The following is a 24425-nucleotide window of genomic DNA, read 5'->3' as shown; positions in this document are numbered from 1 at the left end:
CCAGCGCGATGACGACGACGCTCGCCCTGGCGGCGCGTCTGCGAGCGCTCGGCGACGACGCGCTCGTCACCTCCCTGCATTCCCGCAGCGTGCGGCGCGCGGGGATCTCCGACTTCTTCGACCTCGCCGAGGCCCTGCTGGAGCCCGACTCGGTGCAGCGGGTACTGGTCGGGCTCGACCGCACGCGCCTCGCCGTGCTGATCGTGCTCGGCCGCGCCGGGCATCCCCTCGACGTCGAGGGCATCGTCGCCGCCCTGACGACGGAGCCCGCGACCGCCGACCTCTCGACGCACACGGCATCGTCGGCCGTGGAGGCGCTCGGTGCCCTGCTGCTCGTCCAGCCCGCCGCGTCGCAGGATGCGGCACCGGATGCGAGCGATCAGCAGCCCGGATCGGACGACGGCGACCGAAGCGACCGCCGGGCCGGCGATCCCGCCACCGGGCCCTTCACCGGCTATGCCGCCGTCTTCGCACGGCTGACCGCGTGGCCCGAGACCGACCTCCCGTCGCCGGACGAGCTCCTGCAGACCGCGCCGCCTCCCGCCCTCGCCCCGGTGCCCGACACCGAGCGCCGCTTCACCGACCGCCTCGCCGCAGAGCGCGGGTTCGACGCGGTCGTCGCGGTGTCCGAGCTGCTGGCCGAGCTGTCGCGGGAGGGCGCCCGCGAGCTCCAGCGCGGCGGCCTCGCGCTGCCGGCGGTCAAGCGGATCGCGGAGGCGCTGGCGGTCGACGCCTCCGTCGTGCCGACCGTGGTCTCGGTCGCCTCCCGCGCCGGCCTCGCCGCCCTGGAGGACGGCACGTGGCTGCCCGCCGAGCCCGCGGCCGAATGGCTGCACGCCTCCACCCCCGAGCGCTGGCGCGCCCTCGCCGCGGCCTGGCTCGACGCGCTGCCGGACGACCTGCGCTCGCTGGTCGCCGCCCGCAGCCGTGCCGCGTGGGGCGACAGCCTGCGCGAGCACGTCGCCTGGCTCTACCCGGCCGCTCCCGAGCAGGCGCAGCAGCGGGTGGACGCCCACCTGCGCGACGCCGAATGGCTCGGCATCACTGCCGCCGGCGCTCCCTCCAGCGCCGGGACGACGCTGGTCGAGGACGGCCCGGCGCCGGCGGCCCAGGTGCTCGCCCCTGCGTTCCCCGCCCAGGTGCGCGGCGTGTACCTGCAGCACGACCTCACCGTCATCTCCCCCGGGCCGCTCGCCCCCGACCTGGAGGCGCGGCTGCGCGGCATGGCCGACCTCGAGAGCCGGGCGCTGGCCTCCACCTTCCGCTTCTCCCCCGCCTCCATCGACCGCGCGATCACGGCGGGCGAGACCGCGGCGAGCATCCGGGAGTTCCTGGCCGGGATCTCGCTCACCGGCCTGCCCCAGCCGCTCGACTACCTGATCACCGACGTGACCGACCGGCACGGGCGTGTGCGGGTACGGACGGTCGACGACGGGGACGCTGGCAGCGCCGTCCGCAGCGCCGTCTCGTCCGCCGTCTACTCCGCCGACACCACGCTGCTGCGCACGATCGAGGTCGACCAGTCGCTCGCCGCGCTGCGCCTCACCCCGGCGCGGGCCGACGTGCTGCACAGCCGGTTCCCGCGCGACGTGGTCTTCTGGGCCCTGTCAGACGCCCGCTACCCGGTGGTGGCCGAAGACGCCGACGGCGTCCCGGTGGCGCTGCGGAGGCAGCGGTACGCGCATCCGCATCCCACGACCTCCCGCGACCAGGACCGCGAACTCGTCGAACGGCTGCGCGCCGTCGACGCGGCCGCGACCGAGGGCACCGGCGAGCAGTGGCTCGCGCGCCAGCTCGACCAGGCCGTGCGCGCCCGCCAGCCGGTGATCGTCGAGGTCGCGATGCCCGACGGACGCACCGTGGACTACCTGCTGGAGCCGACCGGCGTCGGCGGCGGTCGCCTGCGTGGCCGCGACCGGGCGGCCGACATCGAGCGCACCCTCCCCCTCTCGAGCGTGAAGGGCGTGCGCCCGGCCTGAGGCGTGCGACTGGTGTGAGGGGCGCGCGTCCAGCCTGAGCGTCACCTGCGCGGCGTAGACTCAGCGGTTATGTCCGATGGCCCCCTGATCGTCCAGAGCGACCGCACCGTCCTGCTGGAGGTCGCCCACCCCGCCGCCGAAGACGCCCGCCACGACCTCGCCGTCTTCGCCGAGCTGGAGCGCGCGCCCGAGCACATCCACACCTACCGGATCACCCGGCTCGGGCTGTGGAACGCACGGGCCGCCGGCCACACCGCCGAGGACATGCTGGGCACGCTGGAGCGGTACTCGAAGTTCCCCATCCCGCAGACGGTGACGGTGGATGTCGCCGAGACCGTCGCCCGCTACGGCCGGCTGGCGATCGCACGGGACGACGAGGGCGAGCTGGTGCTGCGGTCGGACGACCTGGCGGTGCTGACGGAGGTCGCGAGCGCCAAGCGCATCGCCCCGCTGCTGCTGGAGCGCCGCGGCGACACCACCTTCGCGGTGCAGGCCTGGGCGCGCGGCCAACTCAAGCAGGAGCTCGTCAAGCTCGGCTGGCCGGCCGAGGACCTCGCGGGCTACACCCCCGGCACGCCGCACGACATCGGCCTGATCGAGGACGGCTGGGCGCTGCGCGACTACCAGCGCAAGGCCGTCACCAACTTCTTCGACGGCGGCTCCGGCGTCGTCGTGCTGCCGTGCGGGGCGGGCAAGACGCTCGTCGGCGCGGGCGCGATGGCGACCTCCAAGACCACGACGCTCATCCTCGTCACCAACACGGTCTCGGCACGCCAGTGGCGCGACGAGCTGCTCAAGCGCACGACCCTGACCGCGGACGAGATCGGCGAGTACTCGGGCCAGGTGAAGGAGGTCAAGCCGGTCACGATCGCGACCTACCAGATCCTCACGGCCAAGCGGAAGGGCGAGTACGCTCACCTGGCGCTGCTCGACGCGCTCGACTGGGGGCTCGTCGTGTATGACGAGGTGCACCTCCTGCCGGCGCCGGTGTTCAAGCTGACCGCCGAGCTGCAGGCCCGCCGCCGTCTCGGCCTCACCGCCACCCTGGTGCGCGAGGACGGCCGCGAGGGCGACGTCTTCAGCCTGATCGGCCCGAAGCGGTTCGACGCCCCCTGGAAGGAGATCGAGGCGCAGGGCTTCATCTCCCCCGCCGCCTGCTACGAGGTGCGCATCGACCTGCCCGCCTCCGAACGGCTCAGCTACGCGGCCGCGGCCGACGACGAGCGCTACCGGCTCGCGGCGACGGCGCCGGCCAAGCTCGACGTGGTGCGGCAGCTGGTCGAGAGGCACGCGGGCGAGCGCATCCTGGTCATCGGGCAGTACCTCGACCAGATCGACGAGCTCGCGGAGGCGCTCGGCGCACCGCAGCTCACGGGCGCGACGCCGGTGGACGAGCGCGAGCGGCTGTACCAGGAGTTCCGTGAGGGGCGCACGCAGGTGCTGGTCGTGAGCAAGGTCGCGAACTTCTCGGTCGACCTGCCGGAGGCGACGGTCGCCATCCAGGTCTCCGGCTCGTACGGCTCGCGGCAGGAGGAGGCGCAGCGTCTCGGCCGCCTCCTGCGCCCCAAGGAGTCGGGCCTGTCTGCGAACTTCTACACGCTGGTCTCGCGCGACACGGTCGACCAGGACTTCGCGCAGAACCGCCAGCGGTTCCTCGCCGAGCAGGGCTACTCGTACACGATCCTGGACGCGCACACGCTGCAGGCGGCGTAGGTCCGGAGTTCCGGCGTTCCGGCGCGCGCTGGGCGTCGGTAACGGAGGACATCGCAGCCGAACCGGGCCCGACCTCCTCCGCTCGCGGTCGACACGCCGTCACCCGGCGCTGCCTCCCTCCGTTGGCGACCGCGGCTCCCGGTGTCGGCAGCGGAGGAGATCTCTGCCCCGTGGAGGGCGAAACGCCGGTTGCGGAGGAGATCGCGGGTGTGTGGAGGGAGTTCTCCTCCGTTACGTACGCACGTGACCCCGCAGGCACGGCGGGGTCAGGTCAGGCGGGATCGGCGAGGAGCCGGCGCAGGGTCGTGCGGGAGCCGCGGTCGTCGGGGCGGTCGCGCAGCGTGATGGCGGCCTTCCAGAGCGCCCAGCCGGCGGCGCGGGCCCAGGTGTCGGGGTCGAGGGCGACGGCGTCGCGGAAGGCGGCGCGGGCGGCTCCGTCGAACAGGGTCCAGGCGGGGACGAGGTCGCAGGCGGGGTCGCCGACGCCGGAGGTGCCGAAGTCGATGACGGCGCTGAGACGACCGTCGCGCACCAGGAGGTTGCCTTCGGCGACGTCCCCGTGAAACCACACCGGGGCGGCCTCCCAGCGCGACCCGATCGCCCGCTCCCAGATGCCACGCGCCCGAGGCGCGTCGTCGCCGAGCAGAGCGATGGCTGCGAGCGCTTCGTCCCCGTAGACAGCAGGGGGATCGCCGCGGAAGAAGTTGTGGGCACCGGGCACGGGCCCGTCGGTGGCGTCCACACCACGCAGCGCGACGAGGAACTCCCCGATCTCGCGGGCGAGGGTCACGTCATCCACGTCGGCATCGACGTCCTCCCGCGCGAGCACGAGCGGCCGGCCGGGCAGCCAGCGGTACACCGACCAGGGGAACGGGTATCGCTCGTCGGGCACGCCCACGGCCACGGGCTGCGGGATGGGCAGCGTCAGCAGGGGCGCGAGGCGCGGGAGCCACTCCTGCTCCTTCGCGACCTGCGCCGCGTAGCCGGTCGCGCTCGGCAGCCGCACGCTCAGGTCGTCGCCGAGGCGGAACGTCCGGTTGTCCCAGCCGTCGTGGTCGACCGGGCGCACCGGCAGCGACCGCCAGTGCGGGAACTGCGCGTCCACCAGCCGGCGCACGAGCGCGGCATCGATGACCGGGCGCACCTCCGGCGCGGCGTCGACGACCGGCCGCGCCTTCGGAGTGCCCTCAGCACCCGGCTCAGCGGCGGACATAGCGCAGCAGCAGGGTGTCTCCGCTCCGGAGTACGTGGGCCAGCTCCAGCCCGACCGGGGCGGTGGGCATCGCCCCGGTGGCGATCCGGGAGGCCGTCCCGGCCACGAGCGAGGGGCTGACGGTCAGGCAGAGCTCGTCGACGGCTTCGGCGGCGATGAGGTCGCCGAACAGATGCGGGCCGCCTTCGCAGTGGATGCGCACGAGCCCCCGCTCCGCGAGCGCCGCGACCATCGCCGCCGTGTCCACACGGTCGACGCCGCAGACCAGCACGTCGGCGACGCTCCCGAGCGCATCCCGCTTGGCCTGCGGCGAGGTGCCCGCGGTCACGACGATCGGGCGCACGGGCGCGTCGGTGAAGATCGGGCTGCCGGGGTCGAGGTCGAGACCGGCGGAGACGATGGCGAAGACGGGCTGCTCGGCGAGCCCGGCCGCGACGCGCGCGTGCTGCGCGGCCCGATCCACCCGCATCGGGCCGTAGCCCTCGGCCCGCACCGTGCCCGCGCCGACCACGACGACGTCGCAGAGCCGGCGCAGGAGGTCGAAGACGCGGTGGTCCGCGTCGTCGCCGAGCCCGGCGGAGAGACCCTGCACGGTGGCCGCGCCGTCGACGCTGCTCACGAAGTTGACCCGCACCCAGGGTGAGCGCGTGGGCGCGTCGTAGAGGGCGACGAGCTCGTCGTCGGTCAGCGCGCCCTGCGCAGCCGCATCCGACGCCGGTACGGGGAACAGCCGTCCGATGGCGGCGTCACTCATTCACGTCTCCCATGTTGTGCTTCAGGTAGGCGGGCGCGCGCAGGCCGAGGATGGCCTCCGTCATGCGCGCGGCGGCGACGGAGGCGTGCACGTCGTGCATCCGGATGATGCGGGCGCCGTTGACGATCGACACGACGGCGGCCGCGAGCGACCCCTCCAGCCGTTCCCCGCGCGGCGCGTCCAGTGTCTCTCCGATGAAGTCCTTGTTGGAGACCGCCGCCAAGGTGGGGTAGCCGAGGTCGGCGATCTCGGAGAGCCGCCGGGTGATCTCGAGCGAGTGGAGGGTGTTCTTGTTCAGGTCGTGCCCCGGGTCCACGATGATGCGCTCCTCGGGCACTCCCGCGGCGAGGGCCCGGTCGACACGGTCGAGGAGGAACGCCGAGACGTCGGCGACGACATCCCCGTACTGCGGCCGCGGGTACACGGTGCGCGGCTCGGCGAGGCTGTGCGTGATGACCAGGGTCGCCGTGCTGTCGGCCACCACCCGGGCCAGGTCGGGGTCGCTGAGCCCGGTCGTGTCGTTGACGACCGTGGCCCCGGCGTCGATGGAGGCGCGCGCGACCCGGGAGTGGAAGGTGTCGACGGAGATGACGACGTCGGATCCGTCGCGCAGCCTGCTCACGACGGGCACGACGCGCTCGATCTCGTCCTCGACGGGCACGGGGTCGCCGGGCGCGAAGGGCGCACCGCCGATGTCGACCCAGTCGGCTCCGAGGGCGACGGCCTTGAAGCAGGCGTCGACGGCGGCATCCAGCGCGTAGGTGCGCCCCTGGTCGAAGAACGAGTCCGGCGTGCGGTTCACGACCGCCATGACGGCGACCTGCCGCGAGAAGTCGAACGTGCGCGCGCCGATGGTGCGGACGGGCAAGCGCAGCGGGGGAAGGTAGGGCTCAGAGCGCGGCAAGGTCCACGCTCTCGTCCGTCAGGCGGGCGGGGTCGAGGCGGTCGCCGGTGCGGATGAGGTGCTGGATGTCGTCCTGCACGTCCCACACGTTGACGTTCATGCCGGCGACGACGCGGTCGTCGCGCAGCCAGAACGCGATGAACTCGCGCGCGTCCACGTCGCCGCGGAAGACGACGCGGGCGTCGGCCGCGAGGGGTGCGTATCCCGAGTACTCCATGCCCAGATCGTATTGGTCCGAGTAGAAGTACGGGATGTCGTCGTAGCTCGCCCGCTCGCCCAGGATGCTGCGCGCGGCCACCGTGCCGCCGGCGATCGCGTTGGCCCAGTGCTCGTTGCGCAGGTGGCGGCCGATGGCGGGCAGGAAGGGGTTGGCCACGTCTCCGACGGCGTAGACGTCCTCGGCGGAGGTGCGCATCCCCTTGTCGGTGAGCACGCCGTTCTGGATCGTCAGGCCGGAGCGCTCGGCGACGAGCACGTCGGGCGTCGCGCCGACTCCCGCGACGACGAGGTCGGCCGGGATGCGCTCGCCCGACGCGAGCACGACCGCGTGTCCCGCGCCGCCCTCGACCGCGGCGACCGCGCCCGTCACGAAGCGCACCCCGTGGTCGCGGTGCAGCTGCTCGAACACGCCGCCGAGCTCGGGGCCGATCGCGCCGGCCAGCGGGACGACCTGGCGGCCGACGACGGTCACCTCGTTGCCGTAGCCGCGCGCGGCGGCGGCGACCTCCATCCCGATCCAGCCCGACCCGACGACGACCACGCGCCGCGCGCCGACCTCCAGCGCCGCGTAGAGCCGCTGGCTGTCCTCGATGGTGCGCAGCCGGAGCACGTCCCCGCCCCCGCTGCCGGGAACATCGAGCGATCGCGGCTTCGCGCCGGTCGCCAGCACGAGGCTGTCGTAGGTGAGCCGTGCGCCGCCGGTGACGAAGAGCTCGTGCGCGGCGGGGTCGAACGAGCCCGCCTCGGTGCCGGGGAGGAACTCGACGTCGTGCTCGGGATACCACTCCCCCGGCTTCACGTAGGTGTCGCCGACGTCCCCCTCGCCCTTGAGGTACTCCTTCGACAGCGGCGGCCGGATGTACGGGTGGTGCTCCTCGGCGCCGAGCAGCAGGATGCGGCCGTCGAACCCGCGCTCGCGCAGCTCGACGGCCGTGGTCGCGCCCGCGAGGCCGGCTCCGGCGATGACGACGGTGGGATTCGACATGCTGACAGCATCCACTCATCGCACGGCCTGCGCCAGACCCCCGCGTAGGTCGCACCCCAGCCGCTCACAGATAAGACACAGCCAGCGCGCAGATACTAGGCACCATGAACGCCGGACCACGCATTCTCATCGTCGACGACGAGCCGAACATCCGCGATCTGCTGACCACGAGCCTCCGCTTCGCCGGCTTCGCCGTGCGGGCGGTCGGCAACGGTGCACAGGCGATCTCCGCGGTCCTCGAAGAGGAGCCAGACCTCATCATCCTCGACGTCATGCTGCCGGACATGAACGGCTTCGGCGTCACCAAGCGACTCCGCGGCGCGGGCTACACCGCGCCCATCCTGTTCCTCACCGCGAAAGACGACACCGAGGACAAGATCACCGGCCTCACGGTCGGCGGCGACGACTACGTCACCAAGCCGTTCAGCCTCGACGAGATCGTCGCGCGCATCAAGGCGATCCTCCGCCGCACGATGCAGGCCGACGAGGACGCGGTCATCCGCGCCGGCGAGCTGACCATGGATCAGGACACCCACGAGGTGTTCGTCGGCGACACCCCGATCGAGCTGAGCCCCACCGAGTTCAAGCTGCTGCGCTACCTGATGCTCAACCCGAACCGCGTGCTCTCGAAGGCGCAGATCCTCGACCACGTCTGGGAGTACGACTTCAACGGCGACGCGGGCATCGTGGAGTCGTACATCTCGTACCTGCGCCGCAAGGTCGACGCGCACTCGAGCGAGCCGCTCATCCAGACCAAGCGCGGGTTCGGCTACATGCTCAAGGCCGCCAAGGCGTGAGCCCCGCCTGCGCTCCGTGCGCACCGGGGGCACACAGCATGCGCTGCGTAGACTGACGGCCTGATGCACTCACGCCTGCTCGACCGCTGGAACGCGATCTCCCTGCGCACGAAGATCACGGGTGTCACCGTGCTCATGCTGACGCTCGGGCTGCTCGTGACGGGCATCGGCACCATGTCGATGCTCAAACCGGTGCTGCTCGACCAGCTGGATGCGCAGCTCTCGGCGGCATCCGGCGCGTCGTACCTGAACACGTACCTGTACGGCACGTCGTCCGACAGCGAGAAGATCGCCTCCGACGCGAGCCCGTCGGACTACTTCGCCGCGCTGTACGACGCGGACGGCAACTTGGTCAAGACCAACTGGACCAACATCCCGTTCTCGCACCGGCCTGCCGTTCCCGAGACCCTGAGCGTCGCCGACGGCAAGAAGCTGCCCTCCGGCGGGTACCCGCTGCAGAGCAACGACGGCCACACCACCTACCGCGCGCTGGCGCAGACGGTGACGCTGACGAACCCGCCGGGGGCGCTCGGCACGGCGATCGTCGCGACGACGACCACGCAGATCGACACCGTCATGGCGAGCTTCCTCGCCATCTTCCTCGGGTTCGGCGTGATCGTGATCATCGTCGGCGCCGGGCTCACGCGGATGCTGGTGACCACGACCTTCCAGCCGTTGCGGGAGGTGGAGCAGACGGCCGCGCGGATCGCCGACGGCGACTTCAGCCAGCGTCTCGGCGGCGCCACGCCGAACACGGAGGTCGGCCGGCTCAACCGCTCGCTCAACACCATGCTGAACCGCATCGACCGGGCGTTCAGCGACCGCGCGCGCACGATCGACCAGATGCGGCGCTTCGTCGGCGACGCCTCCCACGAACTGCGCACGCCGCTCGTCTCGGTCCGCGGCTACGCCGAGCTGTACCGGATGGGCGCACTGCAGACCCCGGAGGACGTCGCCCAGGCGATGGAGCGCATCGAGAAGGAGGCGATCCGGATGGGCATCCTCGTGGAGGACCTCCTCGAGCTCGCCCGCCTCGACGAGGCCAAGCCCCTCGACCTGCACGCGGTCGACCTGGTGCGCATCGCCCAGGACGCCGCGATGGATGCGATGGCCGGCTCTCCCGGACGGACCGTCACGGTGCTCACCCCGGCCCCGGTCCCGGCGCTGACCCGCCCGGCCGACCCCGAGGAGCCGACGCTGGACACGGTCCCGATGGAGCTCTCCGACCTCCCGACCCCCACCGGGCCGAACAAGGTCTCGAACGCGACCGGGCCGATCGCCTTCGCCGGCTCGGCCCTCGCGCGCCTGCGGCGCAGCCGGCCGCGCCGCGGGACCGAGCCGATCCCGGTGACGACGACCGAGAAGGTCGTGCTCGCGAACCCGGCTCCGGCCGAGCCGGCGATCGTGCTCGCGGAGGAGAACAAGCTGCGTCAGGTCGTCACGAACCTGATGGGCAACGCCCTGCGCTACACGCCGGAGGACAGCCCGATCGAGATCGCGGTGCAGATCGATCACCGCACCGAACGGGCGTCGCTGGAGGTGCGCGACCACGGCGAGGGCATCCCGCCGCAGATCCGCGAGAAGATCTTCCAGCGCTTCTGGCGCGCCGACACCTCCCGCGCCCGCGAGACCGGCGGCAGCGGCCTCGGGCTCGCGATCGTCTCCTCGATCGTGGCGGCGCACAACGGCACGGTGGACGTCTCGGAGACCGAGGGCGGCGGAGCCACCTTCCGCGTCACCCTGCCGCTGGCAGGCTCGGCGGCAGCGCCGAAGCCGCTGCAGCCGTAAGGCGGCTGCGCGTCCCGGTCGCGGGCTCGCGTGCCTGTGTCGCTCAGTCGGCGACTGCGGCCGCTCGGGACGTTTGCGGCGCGGCGCCAGACCGCAGTCGTCCCGGGGCGCTGCGGTCGCTTGCGGTCACTCAGAGCGTCGCGGCGATCCACTGGACGACGGCGAGCGAGCGCGTGTCGTCCAGGTCGGACGACTGGAACTCGACCCAGTGCGAGCCGACCATCGCGTCGACCGACACGAACGGCGTGCCCTCGACCGTTCCGCCCCAGACCAGGGCCGGCACCTGCTCGCCCTTCACCGTCATCAGCTCGCTCCGTGCACTCGCGTCCTCGGCAAGAACTGCGGTGCGGAGCTGCTCGAACACGGCAGGGGTGCCGGGGAGGACCGAGAGGCTGCCGAGGTAGGTGCCCCTTCCGCTTCCGCTGTCGTCGGTCGGCTGGAAATCGCACTGGGTCACGCCCGGCGCGCGGAGGACGCCGTCGCTGAGGTGGAAGGTCGGCTCGACCGGCAACGTCATCACGCCGGGGAGGGCGAAGGCGCGCTGGAGCTCCGTTCGAAGGTCGGCGGCAGCGCAGTCGAGAGGCGCTTCGGCTGGTGGTGTCGGCGCGTTCGCGACGGCCGCTGTGACCGGTGGCAGCATCCGCTGGACCGCGTCATGGAATCCGGCCTCGGTCAGCCCGGGGGCGGAGGCGGTATCGAGGACAACGGACAGCCAGGCATCCGCCACGAGGACGTTCGTCCGGCACGAGACCGTCGGAACCAGGGTGCAGTCACCTCCGAGCGAGGCTCCACCGTCATAACCCGCCCCGGGCGTGGCGACGGTCGGATTCGCCTCGGAGAGCGTCTTCCAGGCGGCCGCCGCGTGCGGGAGAACCTCCACGGTCAGGGTGTCATCGCCGTGCCTCCAGCGGCAGGCGGCACCCCCGGTGGCCGGCAGCGCCAGGGGACCCCCTGCGGCGACGGACTCCACGATGCCGGGAGGCGTCGTCACGACGGCCGCCTGCGCGCCGAGCAGTGCGGTCAGATCGGTGCCGGCCACGATCGTCGGGCAGTCCAGCGCGACTGCCGTCGGCGTCGGCGTCGGACTCGGCGTGCGGGTGGCCGGCCCGTCCGGCGCTCCCAGGCCGAGCGCCGAGCAGCCGCTCAGCGCGATCAGGACGGCGGCTGCGCCGATGATGGACAGACGATGTGAGCGCACCATTCCTCCGCGTCCCGCCCGCCCGGCCTTGGCCGATGCTGGCGCATTCCCGATGCGGCACATGCTGCATCCCCCTGCCGAGAAGACTATCCGGTGGCAGCCGCGGCACACTCCCACCGCGCATAACGGTGGCGTATCGAAACGACGAGAGGGCGCCTCCCGTGCGGGAGACGCCCTCTCGTTCAGTGCGTGAGAAGACTCGACGCGGCAGGACTCAGAAGTCCATGCCGCCGGTCGGGTCGCCGACCGGAGCCGGGTTCTTCTCGGGCTTGTCGGCGACGACGGCCTCGGTGGTGAGGAACAGGCCGGCGATCGACGCCGCGTTCTGCAGCGCCGAGCGGGTGACCTTCACCGGGTCGTTGATGCCCGAAGCGAGCATGTCGACGTACTCGCCGGTCGCGGCGTTGAGGCCGTGTCCGACCGGGAGGTTGCGGACCTTCTCGACGACGACGCCGGCCTCGAGGCCCGCGTTGATCGCGATCTGCTTCAGCGGCGCCTCGATGGCGACCTTGACGATGTTCGCACCGGTCGCCTCGTCACCGACGAGCTCCAGCTTCTCGAAGGCGAGCTTGCCTGCCTGGATGAGCGCGACGCCACCTCCGGCGACGATGCCCTCCTCGACGGCGGCCTTCGCGTTGCGGACGGCGTCCTCGATGCGGTGCTTGCGCTCCTTGAGCTCGACCTCGGTGGCCGCGCCCGCCTTGATGACGGCGACGCCGCCCGCGAGCTTGGCGAGGCGCTCCTGCAGCTTCTCACGGTCGTAGTCGCTGTCGGTCGCGTCGATCTCGTTGCGGATCTGGGCCACGCGGCCGGCGATCTGCTCCGGGTCGCCCGCGCCCTCGACGATGGTGGTCTCGTCCTTGGTGATGACGACCTTGCGGGCCTGACCGAGCAGGTCGAGGGTGACGTTCTCGAGCTTGAGGCCGACCTCCTCGGAGATGACCTGGCCGCCGGTGAGGATCGCGATGTCCTGCAGCATGGCCTTGCGACGGTCGCCGAAGCCCGGAGCCTTGACGGCGACGGACTTGAAGATGCCGCGGATCTTGTTGACGATCAGGGTCGCGAGGGCCTCGCCGTCGACATCCTCAGCGATGATGAGGAGCTGCTTGTTGGCCTGGATGACCTTGTCGACGATGGGGAGCAGATCCTTGATCGAGGAGACCTTCTGGTTGACGATCAGGATGTACGGGTCCTCGAAGACCGCCTCCTGGCGGTCCTGGTCGGTGACGAAGTACTGCGACAGGTAGCCCTTGTCGAAGCGCATGCCCTCGGTCAGCTCGAGTTCGGTGCCGAAGGTGTTCGACTCCTCGACGGTGACGACGCCCTCCTTGCCGACCTTGTCGATCGCCTCGGCGATGATGTCGCCGATGGTGGTGTCGCCGGCGGAGATGGACGCGGTGGCGGCGATCTCCTCCTTGGTCTCGACCTCCTTGGCGCTGGAGATGAGCTCCTCGGTGACGGCCTTGACGGCCTTCTCGATGCCCCGCTTGAGGGTGATCGGGTCGGCGCCGGCGGCCACGTTGCGGAGGCCCTCCTTGACGAGCGCCTGAGCGAGGACGGTCGCGGTGGTGGTTCCGTCACCGGCGACGTCGTCGGTCTTCTTGGCGACCTCCTTGACGAGCTCCGCGCCGATCTTCTCGTACGGGTCGTCGAGCTCGATCTCCTTCGCGATGGAGACACCGTCGTTCGTGATGGTGGGGGCGCCCCACTTCTTCTCGAGGACGACGTTGCGGCCGCGCGGGCCGAGGGTCACCTTGACCGTGTCGGCCAGGATGTTCAGGCCGCGCTCGAGGCCGCGGCGCGCGTCCTCGTTGAAAGCAATGATCTTTGCCATGTGTTTCTCGTCCCTCCCGGACGTCTGCGAAAGATTCCGTCTGTTAGCACTCGATCAGATGGAGTGCTAAAGCGATTCTGGCACTCGCTGCGGTGGAGTGCAAGACGAGGCAGGAGCCGCGTCACGGTGGATGCGGCGGCGAGACGAGTGTGCGCGGGGCGTCGATGCCCCGCGCACAGGAGAGCGCCGCCCCACGGGGCGGCGCTCCACTCGTCGAATCGCTGGGTTCTAGGCCAGGCGCACCGACTCGGCCTGGGGACCCTTGTTCCCCGAACCGACCTCGAACACGACCTGCTGGCCCTCCTCGAGGACCTTGTACCCGGACATGTCGATGGCGGAGTAGTGAACGAAGACGTCCTGCCCCCCATCATCGACGGTGATGAATCCGTAGCCCTTTTCAGCGTTGAACCACTTCACGGTTCCGTTCGCCATGCATTACTCCCATTGCTGTGTCGCGGGCGCGGTCCAGCGCCGCGCGTTGGACCGATAATAATGCGTGGAATACGGGTGATTGCCAGCTTTTTTGCGAAACCGTTACGAATTCCGCCGAAAGTTAAACACGCCGGAAACAAAGGGATTCCGCGGGCCGTGACCGGGCCCGCGACCCCGGGACGGCGTCAGCCGGCGTAGTCGGAGCCGATGACGACCGTGATGTCGGCACCCGTGTCTGCGAAATCCTGAGTGTTCTGGATGGTCGCACCGGGCAGCGACTGGGCGACGCCGAGGGCCGCCGCCTCCTTGGCCGGGTCGGAGTAGTAGACGACCGTCTTCGCCAGATCGGTCATGTCGGCGTTGGCCACCGCACCGACCTTCCAGCCGGCCGCCGTCAGCACGTCGCCGACCTTGCCGCCGAGGCCCGCCGTCGCGGTGCCGTTGAGCACGTTCACGGTCAGGCTGGGATCCACGGTGGGAACGATCGTGGGGGTCGGCGTCGGCGTCGGCGTGGGCGTCGCGGACCCCGAGGAGGTCGAGCCGGTGAACGAGATGGACCCGTTCACGAGCGACAGGCCGAAGATCCCGGCCCCGACGAGCACGACGACCGCGAGTGCGGCCCAGCCGACGGCGATCCAGCCGCGGCCACGGGGTCGTGGGGCACGGTGCGCGCCGACGCGCTGGATGTCGCCCGGGATCTCGTCGAACCGGTCGCGGGGGAACTTCTCTGCCATCTTGGGGTGGTTTCCTCGTAGGTCAGTCGTCGGAGGGGAGCGCCCTGGTCCGACGTGCGGCCTGCCGCGTCTCGCGGAGCCGGAGCAGCCGCTTGACGAGCATCGGGTCGTGCGTGAGAGCGGCCGGACGATCGATCAGGGCTCCGAGGAGCTGATAGTACCGTGCGGCGGAAAGGCCGAACTCCTCGCGGATGGCCTGCTCCTTGGCGCCGGCGTGCCGCCACCATTGGCGTTCGAAGGCGAGGATCGCGGTGTCTCGTTCGCTCAGGCCGGACCGCTGGGGCTCTGACCCGTGGTGCTCTGCAGCCTCGGCCACGCGCGTGCCGCCTTCCCTCGAACCGCCGCCTTCCGTTGAACGCTCGCCGCTCATCCTAGGCGGGAGGTCCTGTGTGTTGGCCGTTTGGCCGCGGCAGGTCGCGGTTGAAACAGGGAACAGGAGGCGTACTCCGCCCGTTTAGGGTGTAGTCAGACCACCGAACCCCGCATGGAGGCACCGCACATGGATTACCAGGTCTCGAAGACCGACGACCAGTGGCGCGAGGAGCTGAGCGACGAGCAGTACGCCGTGCTGCGCGAAGCCGGCACCGAACGACCGTGGACGGGCGAGCTGCTCGACGAGGAGCGCGCCGGCCTGTACACCTGTGCGGCGTGCAACGCGGAGCTGTTCAAGTCGGGCACCAAGTTCGACAGCGGCTGCGGCTGGCCGAGCTTCTACGAGTCGGTGCGCCCGGAGGCCGTGCAGCTGCTCGAGGACGACAGCCTCGGCATGGTGCGCACCGAGGTGCGCTGCGCGAACTGCGGTTCGCACCTGGGGCACGTCTTCCCCGACGGTCTCGGAACGCCGACCGGCGACCGTTACTGCATGAACTCGGTCTCGCTGAACTTCGCGCCGGACGCCGGATGAGCGACCTCCCCGCCCGGGTCGGCGCGCGCCGGTCGTACTCCCGGGTGACCGACGCCGCGCCGACGCACGAGGAGCTGCTGCCCCTCGTCGCCGCCGCGGGGCGGGTCGCCGACCACAGCGCACTGCACCCGTGGCGCGTGATCGAGCTGCGCGGCGACGCCCGGCTGCGCCTGGGTCGCGCGTTCGCGAAGGACGCGAAGGCCCGCGGGTCGGAGGCCGAGAAGCTCACGACCAAGCCCCTGCGCGCCCCGCTGCTGCTGGCGATCGTCGCCGACCGCAAGAAGAGCAGCAAGGTGCCCGGCTGGGAGCAGGACGCCGTCGCCTCGGGCGTCGCGCACATCCTGAGTCTGCTGTTGCACGATGCGGGCTGGGGCGTCATCTGGCGCACCGGCCACCAGACGCGCGTCAAGGCGGTGCATCAGATGCACGGGCTGACGAAGAACGAGCGTCTGCTCGGCTGGCTGTATGTGGGCGGGATCCCGGACGGGAGCAAGGAAGGGCACCGCAAGCCGCTGGCCGCGGAGCGCTACCTCAGCGTTCTCGACTGAGCGAGCCCCACCGCACGCTCGCGACGCCCACGGCGACGATGGCGAGCAGCGTTCCGCCGATCGTCGAGAACGGCACCGGCTCCGACGACGTCGGCGCGAGCAGATCGAGCAGCAGGGCCGTCAGGAGCTGACCGGCGACGGTCGCCAGGCCGAGCAGCAGCACGCCCGTGATGCGCACGAGCAGGGCGGCGCCCGCGATGAACACGCAGCCGATCGCCCCGCCGAAGTAGAGCCAGGGCTCGGCCGGCAGCGGCTTCGGCAGCCCGGCGAGCGACCAGTGGACGAGCATCAGCACCACCAGCACGGTGGTGCCGACGACGAAGTTGATGAAGGTCGCGGTCAGGGCGCTCTCGGCGACGACGCGGACCTGGCCGTTGACGGCCTGCTGCCAGCCCATCCCGAGCCCGGCGATCAGCGGCAGGATCATCATCCACACCGGGACGCTGCCGCCGAACTGCGCGGAGACGGCCCACGTGACCGCGAGCAGAGCGATGACCGCGCCGGCGACGCGAGCCGGGGTGAGCGGGCGGCGTCCGCCGGGGCCCAGGCCGATCCGGTCGAGGACCAGGCCGCTCACCGTCTGGCCGGCGACGACCGAGACGGTGAAGAGCGCGACCCCGAGGACCGCCGCGGTGAGACCCTGCGAGAGCACGAGGAACGAGCCCGCCGCGCCGCCGCAGACGTACCACCAGCGCAGCTCGCCGCCGCGTAATGCGTCGCGGACCCGGCGGAGGCCCCGCCGGCCGGCAGGGGCGACCGCCAGTGCGACCAGCAGGATCACGAGGCCGGAACCGAAGGAGATCGCGGCGGCGGTGAAGCCGTCGTCGAGCCGCCGGCCGAGCTCACCGTTGATGCGGGACTGGAGGGCGACTCCGGCACCGCAGACCATCGCGATGAGGAGCGCCAGCCAGAGGGGGAAGGTACGGGGGGTCACTCCCCCAACCCTATCGCCGCCCGTGATCGCCGATCAGGGGGCGGGCGCTTCGCCGTCCGTGGGCTCCGGGTGAGGGAGCCAGTCGATGTTCTCTTCGGGCGCCACCAGCTTCTCGACGGAGAGGTCGTAGTCCTCGCCGTCCTCCTTCGCGGGGTTCTTCTCGTCGGTCATGCGCTCAGCCTATGCCCGGCCCGCGCCGCCGGCCGGAGGCGTGTCGGCCAGCACCCCGAGCGGCGACTCGATCGCGTCGGCGATCTCGCGCAGGAAGCCGGCGGCCACGCCGCCGTCCGTCACGCGGTGGTCGAAGACGAGCGAGAGCTGGGCGATGCGGCGCGGGACGACCGCGCCGTCGACGACCCAGGGCCGCTCCAGCACGCGCCCGATGCCGAGGATGGCGACCTCGGGGTGGTTGATGATCGCCGCGCTGCCGTCGACGCCGAGGCTGCCGTAGTTGTTGATGGTGAAGGTGGATCCGGTCAGCTCGGCCGGGGCGAGGGCTCCGTCGCGCGCGGCCCGGGCGACGCGGTCGAACTCGGCGTCCAGCCCGCGCACCGAGAGCAGGTCGGCACGGCGGATCGCCGGGACGACGAGCCCGCGCGGGGTGTCGACGGCGACGCCGAGGTTCACTCCGTCGAAGGTCTGCAGGCCGGCACCGTCGGCGGTCACGCGCCCGGCGAGCTCCGGATGCCGCGCGAGGGCGGCGAGGGCGAAGCGGGCGACGAAGGAGAGCAGGGACGGGGTGCGGCCGTCGAACTGCAGGCGGCGACGTCCGTTCCAGAGGTCGGTGGCATCCACGTCGACCCACACCGTCGCCTCGGGGATCTCGCCACGGCTGCGCGTCATCGTCTCGGCGACGGTGCGGCGGAACCGGGAGAACGGTTCGGTGGAGCGCACGAGGAGGCCGGTGCGCGCGTCGGCGTCGCCCTCGCCTGCGGCCGGTTCGCGGTCGGCCGGTTCGCGGTCGAGGCGTTCGCGGTCGGGCCGGGCGAAGGCCGCTTCGACGTCGGCGCGGGTGACGACACCGCCGTCCCCCGAGGCGTGGACCGTCGCGAGGTCGACGCCGTGGCTGCGGGCGAGGGACCGGACCACCGGGGACACGACGGGGACGATGCGCGCGACCTCCGGCGCGGGTGCGGCTGCGGGAGGCGCCTGGAGGGAGACCGCGCGGGCCCGGCGACCCGTGGTGGTCACGTCCGTGGTGCCATAACCGACGAGCACCTGGCCCGAGCCGCCCGCGGACGCGACGGGCTCGGCGGATACGGCCGGCTCGGCGGATGCGGCCGGTACGCCGGCCTCCTCCACCTCCAGCAGCGGCGCACCCACCGCGATCGTCTCGCCCTCCTCGCCGTGCAAGGCGGCGACGACGCCCGCGAAGGGCGACGGCACCTCCACGACGGACTTGGCGGTCTCGACCTCGGCGATGGGCTGATCGATCACGACCGCATCGCCGCGCGCGACCAGCCAGCGGACAAGCTCGGCGTCGGCGAGACCCTCGCCGAGGTCGGGCAGGGCGAAGACGCGTGCGGTCATGCGTCCTCCCACTGGAGCGTGTCGATCGCGTCCAGGACCCGATCCACACCCGGCAGGTAATAGGACTCCAGCTTGGGCGGGGCGAACGGGGTGTCGAACCCGGTCACCCGGCGCACGGGCGCGAGCAGATGGTGGAAGCAGCGCTCCGAGACCCGCGCCGCGATCTCGCTCGCCATGCTGGCGAAGCCCGGCGCCTCGGCGATCACGACGGCGCGGCCGGAGGCGCGCACGGCCGCACAGACCGTCTCGTCGTCGAACGGCACGAGGCTGCGCAGGTCGACGACGCCGACGCTGCGCCCCTGCTCGGCGGCGGCCTCCGCCGCGGCGAGCGCGACCGGGACGGACGGCCCGTAGGCGAGGAGGGTGGCGTCCGTGCCCGCACGTGCGATGCGGGCGCGCCCGATCTCCGGGAGCGGCGCGGAGGTGTCGACGGGTCCGGTCCCCCAGTACAGCTTCTTCGGCTCGAGGAACACGACGGGATCGGGCAGGCGGATGGCGGCGCGCAGCAGCCCGTAGGCGTCCTGCGGGGTGGCGGGCGAGACGACGGTGAGCCCGGGCGTGTGCGCGTAGTACGCCTCGGAGGAGTCGGAGTGGTGCTCGACTCCCCCGATGCCGCCCGCGTAGGGGATGCGGATGACCATCGGCAGGCGGATGCGCCCGCGGGTGCGGTTGCCCATCTTGGCGACGTGGTCGACGATCTGCTCGAAGGCGGGGTAGGCGAACGCGTCGAACTGCATCTCGACGACGGGGCGCATCCCGTTCATGGCCATCCCGACCGCGGTGCCGACGATGCCGGCCTCGGCGAGCGGGGTGTCGAAGCAGCGGTTCTCGCCGAAGCGGGCCGTGAGACCGTCGGTGATGCGGAACACGCCGCCGAGCGGGCCGACGTCCTCCCCGAAGACCAGGACGGCGGGATCGGCGGCCAGTTCGTCGGCGAGGGCGCGGTTCAGTGCCTGCGCCATGCTCAGCGTCAGGACCTCGGGCTCGCCCGCGGCGCGTTCGGCGGGCGCGTCGTGCATGAGGGTCATCGGGCGGCCTCCTCGGCGGCGAGCTGCTGCGCCTGCTCGCGCAGCTGCGGGGTGGGCGTGGCGTAGACGTGGGCGAAGAGGTCTTCGGGATGCGGCTCCGCCTCCGCGACCAGCTGCCCGCGGACCTTGGCAGCGACGCTCTCGGCGTGGGCGTGCGCTTCGGCGTCGTCCCCGTCGCTCAACCGGCCCTGGTCGCGCAACCAGGTGCGCAGCCGCAGCAACGGGTCGCGCGCGAGCCACGGCTCCACCTCGTCCGCGGTGCGATAGCGGGTGGCGTCGTCGGCGTTGGTGTGCGGCTTGACGCGGTAGGTGACGGCCTCGACGAGGGTCGGGCCGCCACCTTCGCGCGCTTCGTCGACGGCTTCGCCCAGGAGGGACAGGAGGGCGGCGAGGTCGTTGCCGTCGACACGGCGGCCGCGCATCCCGTAGCCGATCCCCTTGTGAGCGAGGCTCGGCGCCGCCGTCTGCCTGCGCAGCGGCACGGAGATCGCGTACCCGTTGTTCTGCACGAGGAAGACGACGGGGAGGTGGAACACGGCGGCGAAGTTGAGCGCCTCGTGGAAGTCGCCCTCGCTGGTCGCGCCGTCGCCGCACAGGGCGAGCACGACGGTGTCCTCGCCGCGCAGGCGCGCCGCATGCGCGAACCCGACGGCGTGGAGCAGCTGGGTCGCGAGCGGTGTGGCCTGCGGTGCGACGTTGTGCTCGCGCGGATCGTAGCCGGAATGCCAGTCGCCGCGCAGCATCAGCAGCACGTCGAACGGATCGACCCCGCGAGTGATCACGGCGACGGTGTCGCGGTAGGTCGGGAACAGCCAGTCCTGTTCGTCGAGCACGAGGGCGGCCGCGACCTCGGCGGCCTCCTGCCCGTACGACGAGGGGTAGACCGCGAGCTTGCCCTGGCGGACGAGCGCGTCGGCCTGCTCGTTGAGGCGACGGCCCAGCACGAGACGCCGGTAGCCGTCGAGCAGGCGGTCGGCGGACGGGAACGGGTAGTGCTCGTGCGGGTGGCCCGAGCCCTCCTCGTCGATGAGCCTCAGCGGGGTGTCGCCGGGCAGCAGATCATCCGAGTGCATCGTTTCTCCTTCGAAAGACGTCGCTCACTCTCAGGATGACTTCACTGGACCCGCTGCGCCACCGATCCCCCATCATCGAGACGAACAGTGCCGCCGATGGGATGTTCGTGGCAGGATGTCTCCCACCATGGACGACATCGACGTACGCATCCTGGACGCTCTGCGCCGCGACGGCCGCGCCTCCATCACCGCGGTGGCCGAGTCCGCCCACGTGTCGCGGGCCAACGCCTACGCCCGCGTGGCCCGGCTGGTCGACGAGGGCGTGATCACGGGCTTCACCGCCAAGCTCGACCCCCGCAAGTCGGGCCGGGCGTCCTCCGCCTACGTGACGCTGCGGGTCGACCAGTCGGAATGGCACGATCTGCGGGACACGCTCGGGCGCATCCCGGAGGTCGAGCACTTCGCGCTGGTGGGCGGCGACTTCGACGTGATCCTGCTGGTGCGGGCACGCGACAACGAGGACCTGCGGCGGGTGATCCTCGAGGAGCTGACGAGCATCCCGTCGGTGCGCGACACCAAGACCTCGCTCGTGTTCGAGGACCACGATCTGCGATGAGGGCGCCGCTCTTCGCCGGGGACCGCGACCCGTCGCGCGTCCACTGGATGGAGCTGTTCTTCGATCTGATCTTCGTCGCGCTGGTCGGCCAGCTCGCCCACGGCCTGCACGCGCATCCGTCGTTCGCAGCGCTCGGGATCTTCGTGGCGCTGTTCGCCTCGGTGTGGTGGTCGTGGGTCAACCTGACGTTCACCGTGAACGTCTCCCCCGACCTCACCCGGCGCGGGCTGTCCGCGGTGATGCTGACGGCGATGCTCGCCGTCGGTGCGCTGGCCGTCGCCGCTCCGGAGGCGGTCGGCGACCGGGCGTGGCTGTTCGCGGCGGGGAACGCCGGTCTGCGCCTCCTGCTGCTCGGGATGTGGGTGCGGGTCGCGTGGGGCAACGGCGTCGCCTCCCGGGTGCGGATCCTCGCCTACAACGGAGCGACTGCACTGCTGTGGCTGGTCTCGATCGCGCTGCCGCACCCGATCGACTACGCGGTGTGGGCGTTCGCCGTGGTGCTGGAGATCGTGCTCATGACGAGCACGGCGCGGCTCTGGAGCGGCAGCGCCTTCTCCCGGCTAAACGTCGAGCATCTGGCCGAGCGGTTCGGGCTGCTCGTGATCATCGTGCTGGGCGAGTCGGTGCTGAGCATCGTCACGGCGACGAGCGAGGCGTGGACGGTCGCGGCCGGCGTCACCGCCGTGCTGGGACTGGTGGTGACGGCGGGGCTGGCCTGGTCGTTCTTCCTCTACGGCGTGGAGGCCATGGAGGTCGGGCTGGAGCGGCTGCTCGCGGCCGGGGATGTGCGGGGCATCCGCGACACGGTCGGGTTCCTGCCGTTCCTCCTGGTCGCCGGCGTCACGGCGATCTCCGGTGCGCTCGCGTCGGCGATCGCGCACCCGGGGGACACGCTCGCACCGGCGTCCGCGGCCTCGCTCGGCGGTGGGATCGCCCTGTTCTACCTCACCAACGCCTTCATCGCCCGGCGGTTCGGGGATCCGTGGCGTGCGGTGCTGCGCTGGGCCGTCCCGGCGGTGGTGCTGCCGGTGCTGCTGGTGTTCGCCGGGCTCGGCCTGCCGGGCGGCGTGTGCGTGGGATGCGCGGCCGCCGTCGTGGTGCTGGTCGTCGCGGCGGCCGAGGCGGGCGCGCGACGACGGGCGCGGGCGGCGCTCGCCTGAACCGCGGCGCGGGTTGCCAGCGCGGCGACGCTCTGCGACTATTTACTCACTGAACGTTCGTTCGGTAATTCGCGATTCGAGGGAGAGACGCGATGGAGACGCTGCGGATCGCCGAGAGCGCCGACCGGGTCGTCGTGACGCTCGACCGGCCCCAGCGGCGCAATGCGATCGACCAGCGCATGGTCGACGAGCTGCACGAGATCTGCGACGCCCTCGAGCGCACGCCGCGCATCCTGATCCTGACCGGCTCCGGCGGCGTGTTCGCCTCGGGCGCCGACATCGCCGAGCTGCGCGAACGCACGGCGGTGGACGCCCGCCACGCCATCAACGCGACGATCTTCACCCGCATCGCCGAGCTGCCGATGCCCGTGATCGCCGCTCTCGACGGCTATGCCCTCGGCGGCGGCGCCGAGCTCGCCTACGCCGCCGATCTGCGCCTCGGCACACCGCGGCTGCGGATCGGCAACCCGGAGACCGGGCTCGGGATCATCGCGGCGGCCGGAGCGCTCTGGCGGCTCCCCCGCCTCGTCGGAGAGCCCTTGGCGAAGGAGATGGTGCTCGCCGGGCGCGTGCTCACCGGGGAGGAGGCGCTCGCCGTCCGGCTGGTCTCGGAGCTCCTCGACCCCGACGAGCTGCTCGCCGGCGCGCACGCCCTCGCCGACCGCGTCGCGGCGAACGATCCGCTCGCGACGCGCTACACGAAGGCGGTGCTGGCGGCGCCCGAGAGCGAGCACCCCCGCGCGGAACGGGAGGCGCAGGCGGTGCTCTTCGACTCGCCCGAGAAGCACCGGCGGATGACGGACTTCCTCGAGCGGAGGCGCCGGTGAACAGCCCGAGCGGCGGTGCAGGTGCCGGCGCAGGTGCACCCGTCGACGCCGTCGGCGTGATCGGCGGGGGCCGGATGGGGGCGGGCATCGCGCACGCCTTCCTGATGGCGGGAGCGCACGTGAGCGTCGTCGAGCGCGACGCGACCGCCGCGGACGCAGCACGGGAGCGCATCCACCGCTCGGTCGCGACGAGTGTCGCGCGCGGCGACGACCCGCCGGGCGAGGGGATGCTCACGGTGGGCACGGCCTGGGAGACCCTGGCCGGCGCCCGGCTCGTCGTGGAGGCGGTGCCCGAGCTCCCCGACCTCAAGGCGGAAGCGCTGCGACGCGCCGAAGAGCTGCTCACGCCCGACGCGCTGCTCGCCACGAACACCTCGTCGCTGTCGATCGACGGCCTCGCCCGCTCGCTGCGCCGCCCGGGCGGCTTCGTCGGGATGCATTTCTTCAACCCCGTCCCCGCCTCCGCCCTGGTCGAGGTGGTCGCCGGCACGGCCTCCGCCCCCTCGGCGATCGCGGCCGCGACGGGATGGGTGGAGGCCGTCGGCAAGACGGCGATCGTCGTCCGCGACTCCCCCGGCTTCGCCTCCTCGCGCCTCGGCGTGCTGCTGGGCCTGGAGGCCATCCGGATGATCGAGGAGGGCGTCGGCTCGCCCGAGGACATCGACCGCGCTCTCGAGCTGGGCTACCGGCACCCGGTCGGGCCGCTGCGGCTCACCGACCTGGTCGGTCTCGACGTGCGCCTCGACATCGCGGAGTACCTGGCGGGCGAGCTCGGCCCGCGCTTCGAGCCGCCGGAGCTGCTGCGCCGGATGGTCGCGGACGGGATGCTCGGGCGCAAGACCGGGCGCGGCTTCTACACGTGGCCCGCGGCGGACGGAACGTCCTCCGGCGCTTCCACGGCTAGCGGCCCGGTGCGTCCACGATGAGGTTCGTGATGCGCGCGGTGCAGAGCCGGTCGCCGTTCTCGTCCGTCACGACGATCTCGTGCGACGCGATCGTCCGGCCGAGCCGGATGGCGGTCGCGACCCCGGTCACCAGCCCCGAGCTCGCCGACTTGTGGTGTGTCGCGTTGATGTCGACTCCGACGGCGCTGCGCCCCGGGCCCGCATGGATCACCGCCGCCCACGAGCCGAGCGCCTCCGCGAAGGCGACGGACGCGCCGCCGTGCAGCAGGCCGAACGACTGGCGGTTGCCCTCGACCGGCATCGTCGCGACGACGCGCTGCGCCGACTGCTCCAGGATGCGCACACCCATCTTCGCGTCGAGCTCGCCGAGCTCGATCGTCCATCCGCTGCCCGCGTCGTCGTCGACCATG

Annotated in this window: 25 protein-coding genes; 10 read left to right on the top strand and 15 right to left on the bottom strand. The window is 72.0% G+C overall.

What is annotated here, in order from left to right:
- Positions 1-8 precede the first annotated feature (8 nt).
- Both ACFVU2_RS16890 and ACFVU2_RS16885 read left to right on the top strand, forming a co-directional pair.
- The gene (locus tag ACFVU2_RS16890) at positions 9-1979 is read left to right on the top strand and encodes a helicase-associated domain-containing protein (protein WP_387876637.1); all 1971 of its coding nucleotides are present in this window, start codon (positions 9-11) and stop codon (positions 1977-1979) included.
- Positions 1980-2048: 69 nt separating this feature from the next.
- Positions 2049-3692: a DNA repair helicase XPB gene (locus ACFVU2_RS16885; protein ID WP_387876636.1), complete on the top strand. Its 1644-nt coding sequence runs from the start codon at positions 2049-2051 to the stop codon at positions 3690-3692.
- Positions 3693-3963: 271 nt separating this feature from the next.
- On the opposite strand, the gene ACFVU2_RS16880 is transcribed toward ACFVU2_RS16885, so the two are convergent.
- From ACFVU2_RS16880 to ACFVU2_RS16865, 4 genes are read right to left on the bottom strand one after another with little or no spacing between them, the layout of a single operon-like run.
- The gene (locus tag ACFVU2_RS16880; RefSeq protein ID WP_387876633.1) at positions 3964-4905 is read right to left on the bottom strand and encodes an aminoglycoside phosphotransferase family protein; all 942 of its coding nucleotides are present in this window, start codon (positions 4903-4905) and stop codon (positions 3964-3966) included.
- Entirely contained in the window at positions 4892-5659 is a 768-nt protein-coding gene (locus ACFVU2_RS16875) for a pyrimidine reductase family protein (RefSeq protein ID WP_387876631.1), read from the bottom strand. Before ACFVU2_RS16875 ends, ACFVU2_RS16880 begins: the two co-directional genes overlap by 14 nt.
- Positions 5652-6527, bottom strand: a complete 876-nt coding sequence (folP, locus tag ACFVU2_RS16870) for a dihydropteroate synthase (protein WP_387876629.1) — start codon at positions 6525-6527, stop codon at positions 5652-5654. The genes ACFVU2_RS16875 and folP overlap by 8 nt, the downstream gene beginning before the upstream one ends.
- Before the next feature lie 22 nt (positions 6528-6549).
- Positions 6550-7767, bottom strand: coding sequence for an NAD(P)/FAD-dependent oxidoreductase (locus tag ACFVU2_RS16865; RefSeq protein ID WP_387876627.1), 1218 nt, complete (start codon positions 7765-7767; stop codon positions 6550-6552).
- 104 nt (positions 7768-7871) lie between these two features.
- Between ACFVU2_RS16865 and ACFVU2_RS16860 the strand changes: the two genes are divergently transcribed.
- Positions 7872-8564, top strand: a complete 693-nt coding sequence (locus ACFVU2_RS16860; protein WP_018191755.1) for a response regulator transcription factor — start codon at positions 7872-7874, stop codon at positions 8562-8564.
- Between the two features lie 63 nt (positions 8565-8627).
- Positions 8628-10352, top strand: a complete 1725-nt coding sequence (locus ACFVU2_RS16855) for a sensor histidine kinase (RefSeq protein ID WP_387876623.1) — start codon at positions 8628-8630, stop codon at positions 10350-10352.
- A gap of 130 nt (positions 10353-10482) precedes the next feature.
- Here ACFVU2_RS16855 and ACFVU2_RS16850 read toward each other — a convergent pair whose 3' ends face one another.
- From ACFVU2_RS16850 to ACFVU2_RS16830, 5 genes are all read right to left on the bottom strand, one after another.
- Positions 10483-11553, bottom strand: coding sequence for a hypothetical protein (locus tag ACFVU2_RS16850; RefSeq protein WP_387876621.1), 1071 nt, complete (start codon positions 11551-11553; stop codon positions 10483-10485).
- A gap of 211 nt (positions 11554-11764) precedes the next feature.
- A complete protein-coding gene (gene groL, locus ACFVU2_RS16845; RefSeq protein WP_387876619.1) occupies positions 11765-13384 on the bottom strand; it encodes a chaperonin GroEL in 1620 nt (539 codons plus the stop codon).
- A gap of 228 nt (positions 13385-13612) precedes the next feature.
- Entirely contained in the window at positions 13613-13816 is a 204-nt protein-coding gene (locus tag ACFVU2_RS16840) for a cold-shock protein (RefSeq protein ID WP_387876616.1), read from the bottom strand.
- 185 nt (positions 13817-14001) lie between these two features.
- Positions 14002-14550, bottom strand: coding sequence for a LytR C-terminal domain-containing protein (locus tag ACFVU2_RS16835; protein ID WP_387876613.1), 549 nt, complete (start codon positions 14548-14550; stop codon positions 14002-14004).
- 22 nt (positions 14551-14572) lie between these two features.
- A complete protein-coding gene (locus ACFVU2_RS16830; protein ID WP_387876610.1) occupies positions 14573-14866 on the bottom strand; it encodes a DUF3263 domain-containing protein in 294 nt (97 codons plus the stop codon).
- A gap of 183 nt (positions 14867-15049) precedes the next feature.
- On the opposite strand from ACFVU2_RS16830, the gene msrB reads away from it, so the two are divergent.
- Both msrB and ACFVU2_RS16820 read left to right on the top strand, forming a co-directional pair.
- Positions 15050-15454, top strand: a complete 405-nt coding sequence (msrB, locus tag ACFVU2_RS16825) for a peptide-methionine (R)-S-oxide reductase MsrB (protein WP_387876607.1) — start codon at positions 15050-15052, stop codon at positions 15452-15454.
- Positions 15451-16002 carry a nitroreductase family protein gene (locus ACFVU2_RS16820; protein ID WP_387876605.1) on the top strand — a complete coding sequence of 184 codons (552 nt, stop codon included), beginning with the start codon at positions 15451-15453 and terminating at the stop codon, positions 16000-16002. Before msrB ends, ACFVU2_RS16820 begins: the two co-directional genes overlap by 4 nt.
- Here the strand turns inward: ACFVU2_RS16820 and ACFVU2_RS16815 are convergent.
- Genes ACFVU2_RS16815 through pdhA form a run of 5 tightly spaced genes read right to left on the bottom strand, consistent with a single transcriptional unit; the run spans position 15986 to position 20567 of the window.
- Positions 15986-16936, bottom strand: a complete 951-nt coding sequence (locus ACFVU2_RS16815) for a DMT family transporter (RefSeq protein WP_387876602.1) — start codon at positions 16934-16936, stop codon at positions 15986-15988. The two genes, ACFVU2_RS16820 and ACFVU2_RS16815, sit on opposite strands and share 17 nt — an antisense overlap.
- 33 nt (positions 16937-16969) lie before the next feature.
- Positions 16970-17107, bottom strand: a complete 138-nt coding sequence (locus tag ACFVU2_RS16810) for a hypothetical protein (protein ID WP_387876600.1) — start codon at positions 17105-17107, stop codon at positions 16970-16972.
- Between the two features lie 9 nt (positions 17108-17116).
- Entirely contained in the window at positions 17117-18466 is a 1350-nt protein-coding gene (locus ACFVU2_RS16805; RefSeq protein ID WP_387876597.1) for a dihydrolipoamide acetyltransferase family protein, read from the bottom strand.
- The gene (locus ACFVU2_RS16800) at positions 18463-19494 is read right to left on the bottom strand and encodes an alpha-ketoacid dehydrogenase subunit beta (RefSeq protein WP_387876594.1); all 1032 of its coding nucleotides are present in this window, start codon (positions 19492-19494) and stop codon (positions 18463-18465) included. Before ACFVU2_RS16800 ends, ACFVU2_RS16805 begins: the two co-directional genes overlap by 4 nt.
- Positions 19491-20567 (bottom strand): pyruvate dehydrogenase (acetyl-transferring) E1 component subunit alpha, encoded by a 1077-nt coding sequence (gene pdhA / locus ACFVU2_RS16795; RefSeq protein ID WP_387876591.1) that lies wholly within the window; start codon positions 20565-20567, stop codon positions 19491-19493. The genes ACFVU2_RS16800 and pdhA overlap by 4 nt, the downstream gene beginning before the upstream one ends.
- Before the next feature lie 127 nt (positions 20568-20694).
- Here pdhA and ACFVU2_RS16790 point away from each other — a divergent pair, with 127 nt between their 5' ends.
- The 4 genes from ACFVU2_RS16790 (at position 20695) to ACFVU2_RS16775 (ending at position 24036) form a co-directional block, all read left to right on the top strand.
- Positions 20695-21123, top strand: coding sequence for an Lrp/AsnC family transcriptional regulator (locus ACFVU2_RS16790; RefSeq protein ID WP_387876588.1), 429 nt, complete (start codon positions 20695-20697; stop codon positions 21121-21123).
- Positions 21120-22283 (top strand): low temperature requirement protein A, encoded by a 1164-nt coding sequence (locus ACFVU2_RS16785; RefSeq protein WP_387876586.1) that lies wholly within the window; start codon positions 21120-21122, stop codon positions 22281-22283. Before ACFVU2_RS16790 ends, ACFVU2_RS16785 begins: the two co-directional genes overlap by 4 nt.
- A gap of 92 nt (positions 22284-22375) precedes the next feature.
- Positions 22376-23110 (top strand): enoyl-CoA hydratase/isomerase family protein, encoded by a 735-nt coding sequence (locus tag ACFVU2_RS16780; RefSeq protein ID WP_387876584.1) that lies wholly within the window; start codon positions 22376-22378, stop codon positions 23108-23110.
- On the top strand, positions 23107-24036 hold the full coding sequence (locus tag ACFVU2_RS16775; protein WP_387876581.1) for a 3-hydroxyacyl-CoA dehydrogenase family protein: 930 nt from the start codon (positions 23107-23109) through the stop codon (positions 24034-24036). The genes ACFVU2_RS16780 and ACFVU2_RS16775 overlap by 4 nt, the downstream gene beginning before the upstream one ends.
- On the opposite strand, the gene ACFVU2_RS16770 is transcribed toward ACFVU2_RS16775, so the two are convergent.
- A complete protein-coding gene (locus tag ACFVU2_RS16770) occupies positions 24011-24424 on the bottom strand; it encodes a PaaI family thioesterase (RefSeq protein ID WP_387876579.1) in 414 nt (137 codons plus the stop codon). The two genes, ACFVU2_RS16775 and ACFVU2_RS16770, sit on opposite strands and share 26 nt — an antisense overlap.
- Position 24425: the final 1 nt, after the last annotated feature.

The sequence above is a fragment of the Leifsonia sp. NPDC058194 genome (genome assembly GCF_042883605.1).
In the GTDB taxonomy this organism is placed as follows: Bacteria; Actinomycetota; Actinomycetes; order Actinomycetales; family Microbacteriaceae; genus Leifsonia.
The sequence above is the reverse complement of the archived record's forward strand: the minus strand, read 5'-3'. Positions and strand labels throughout refer to the sequence as shown.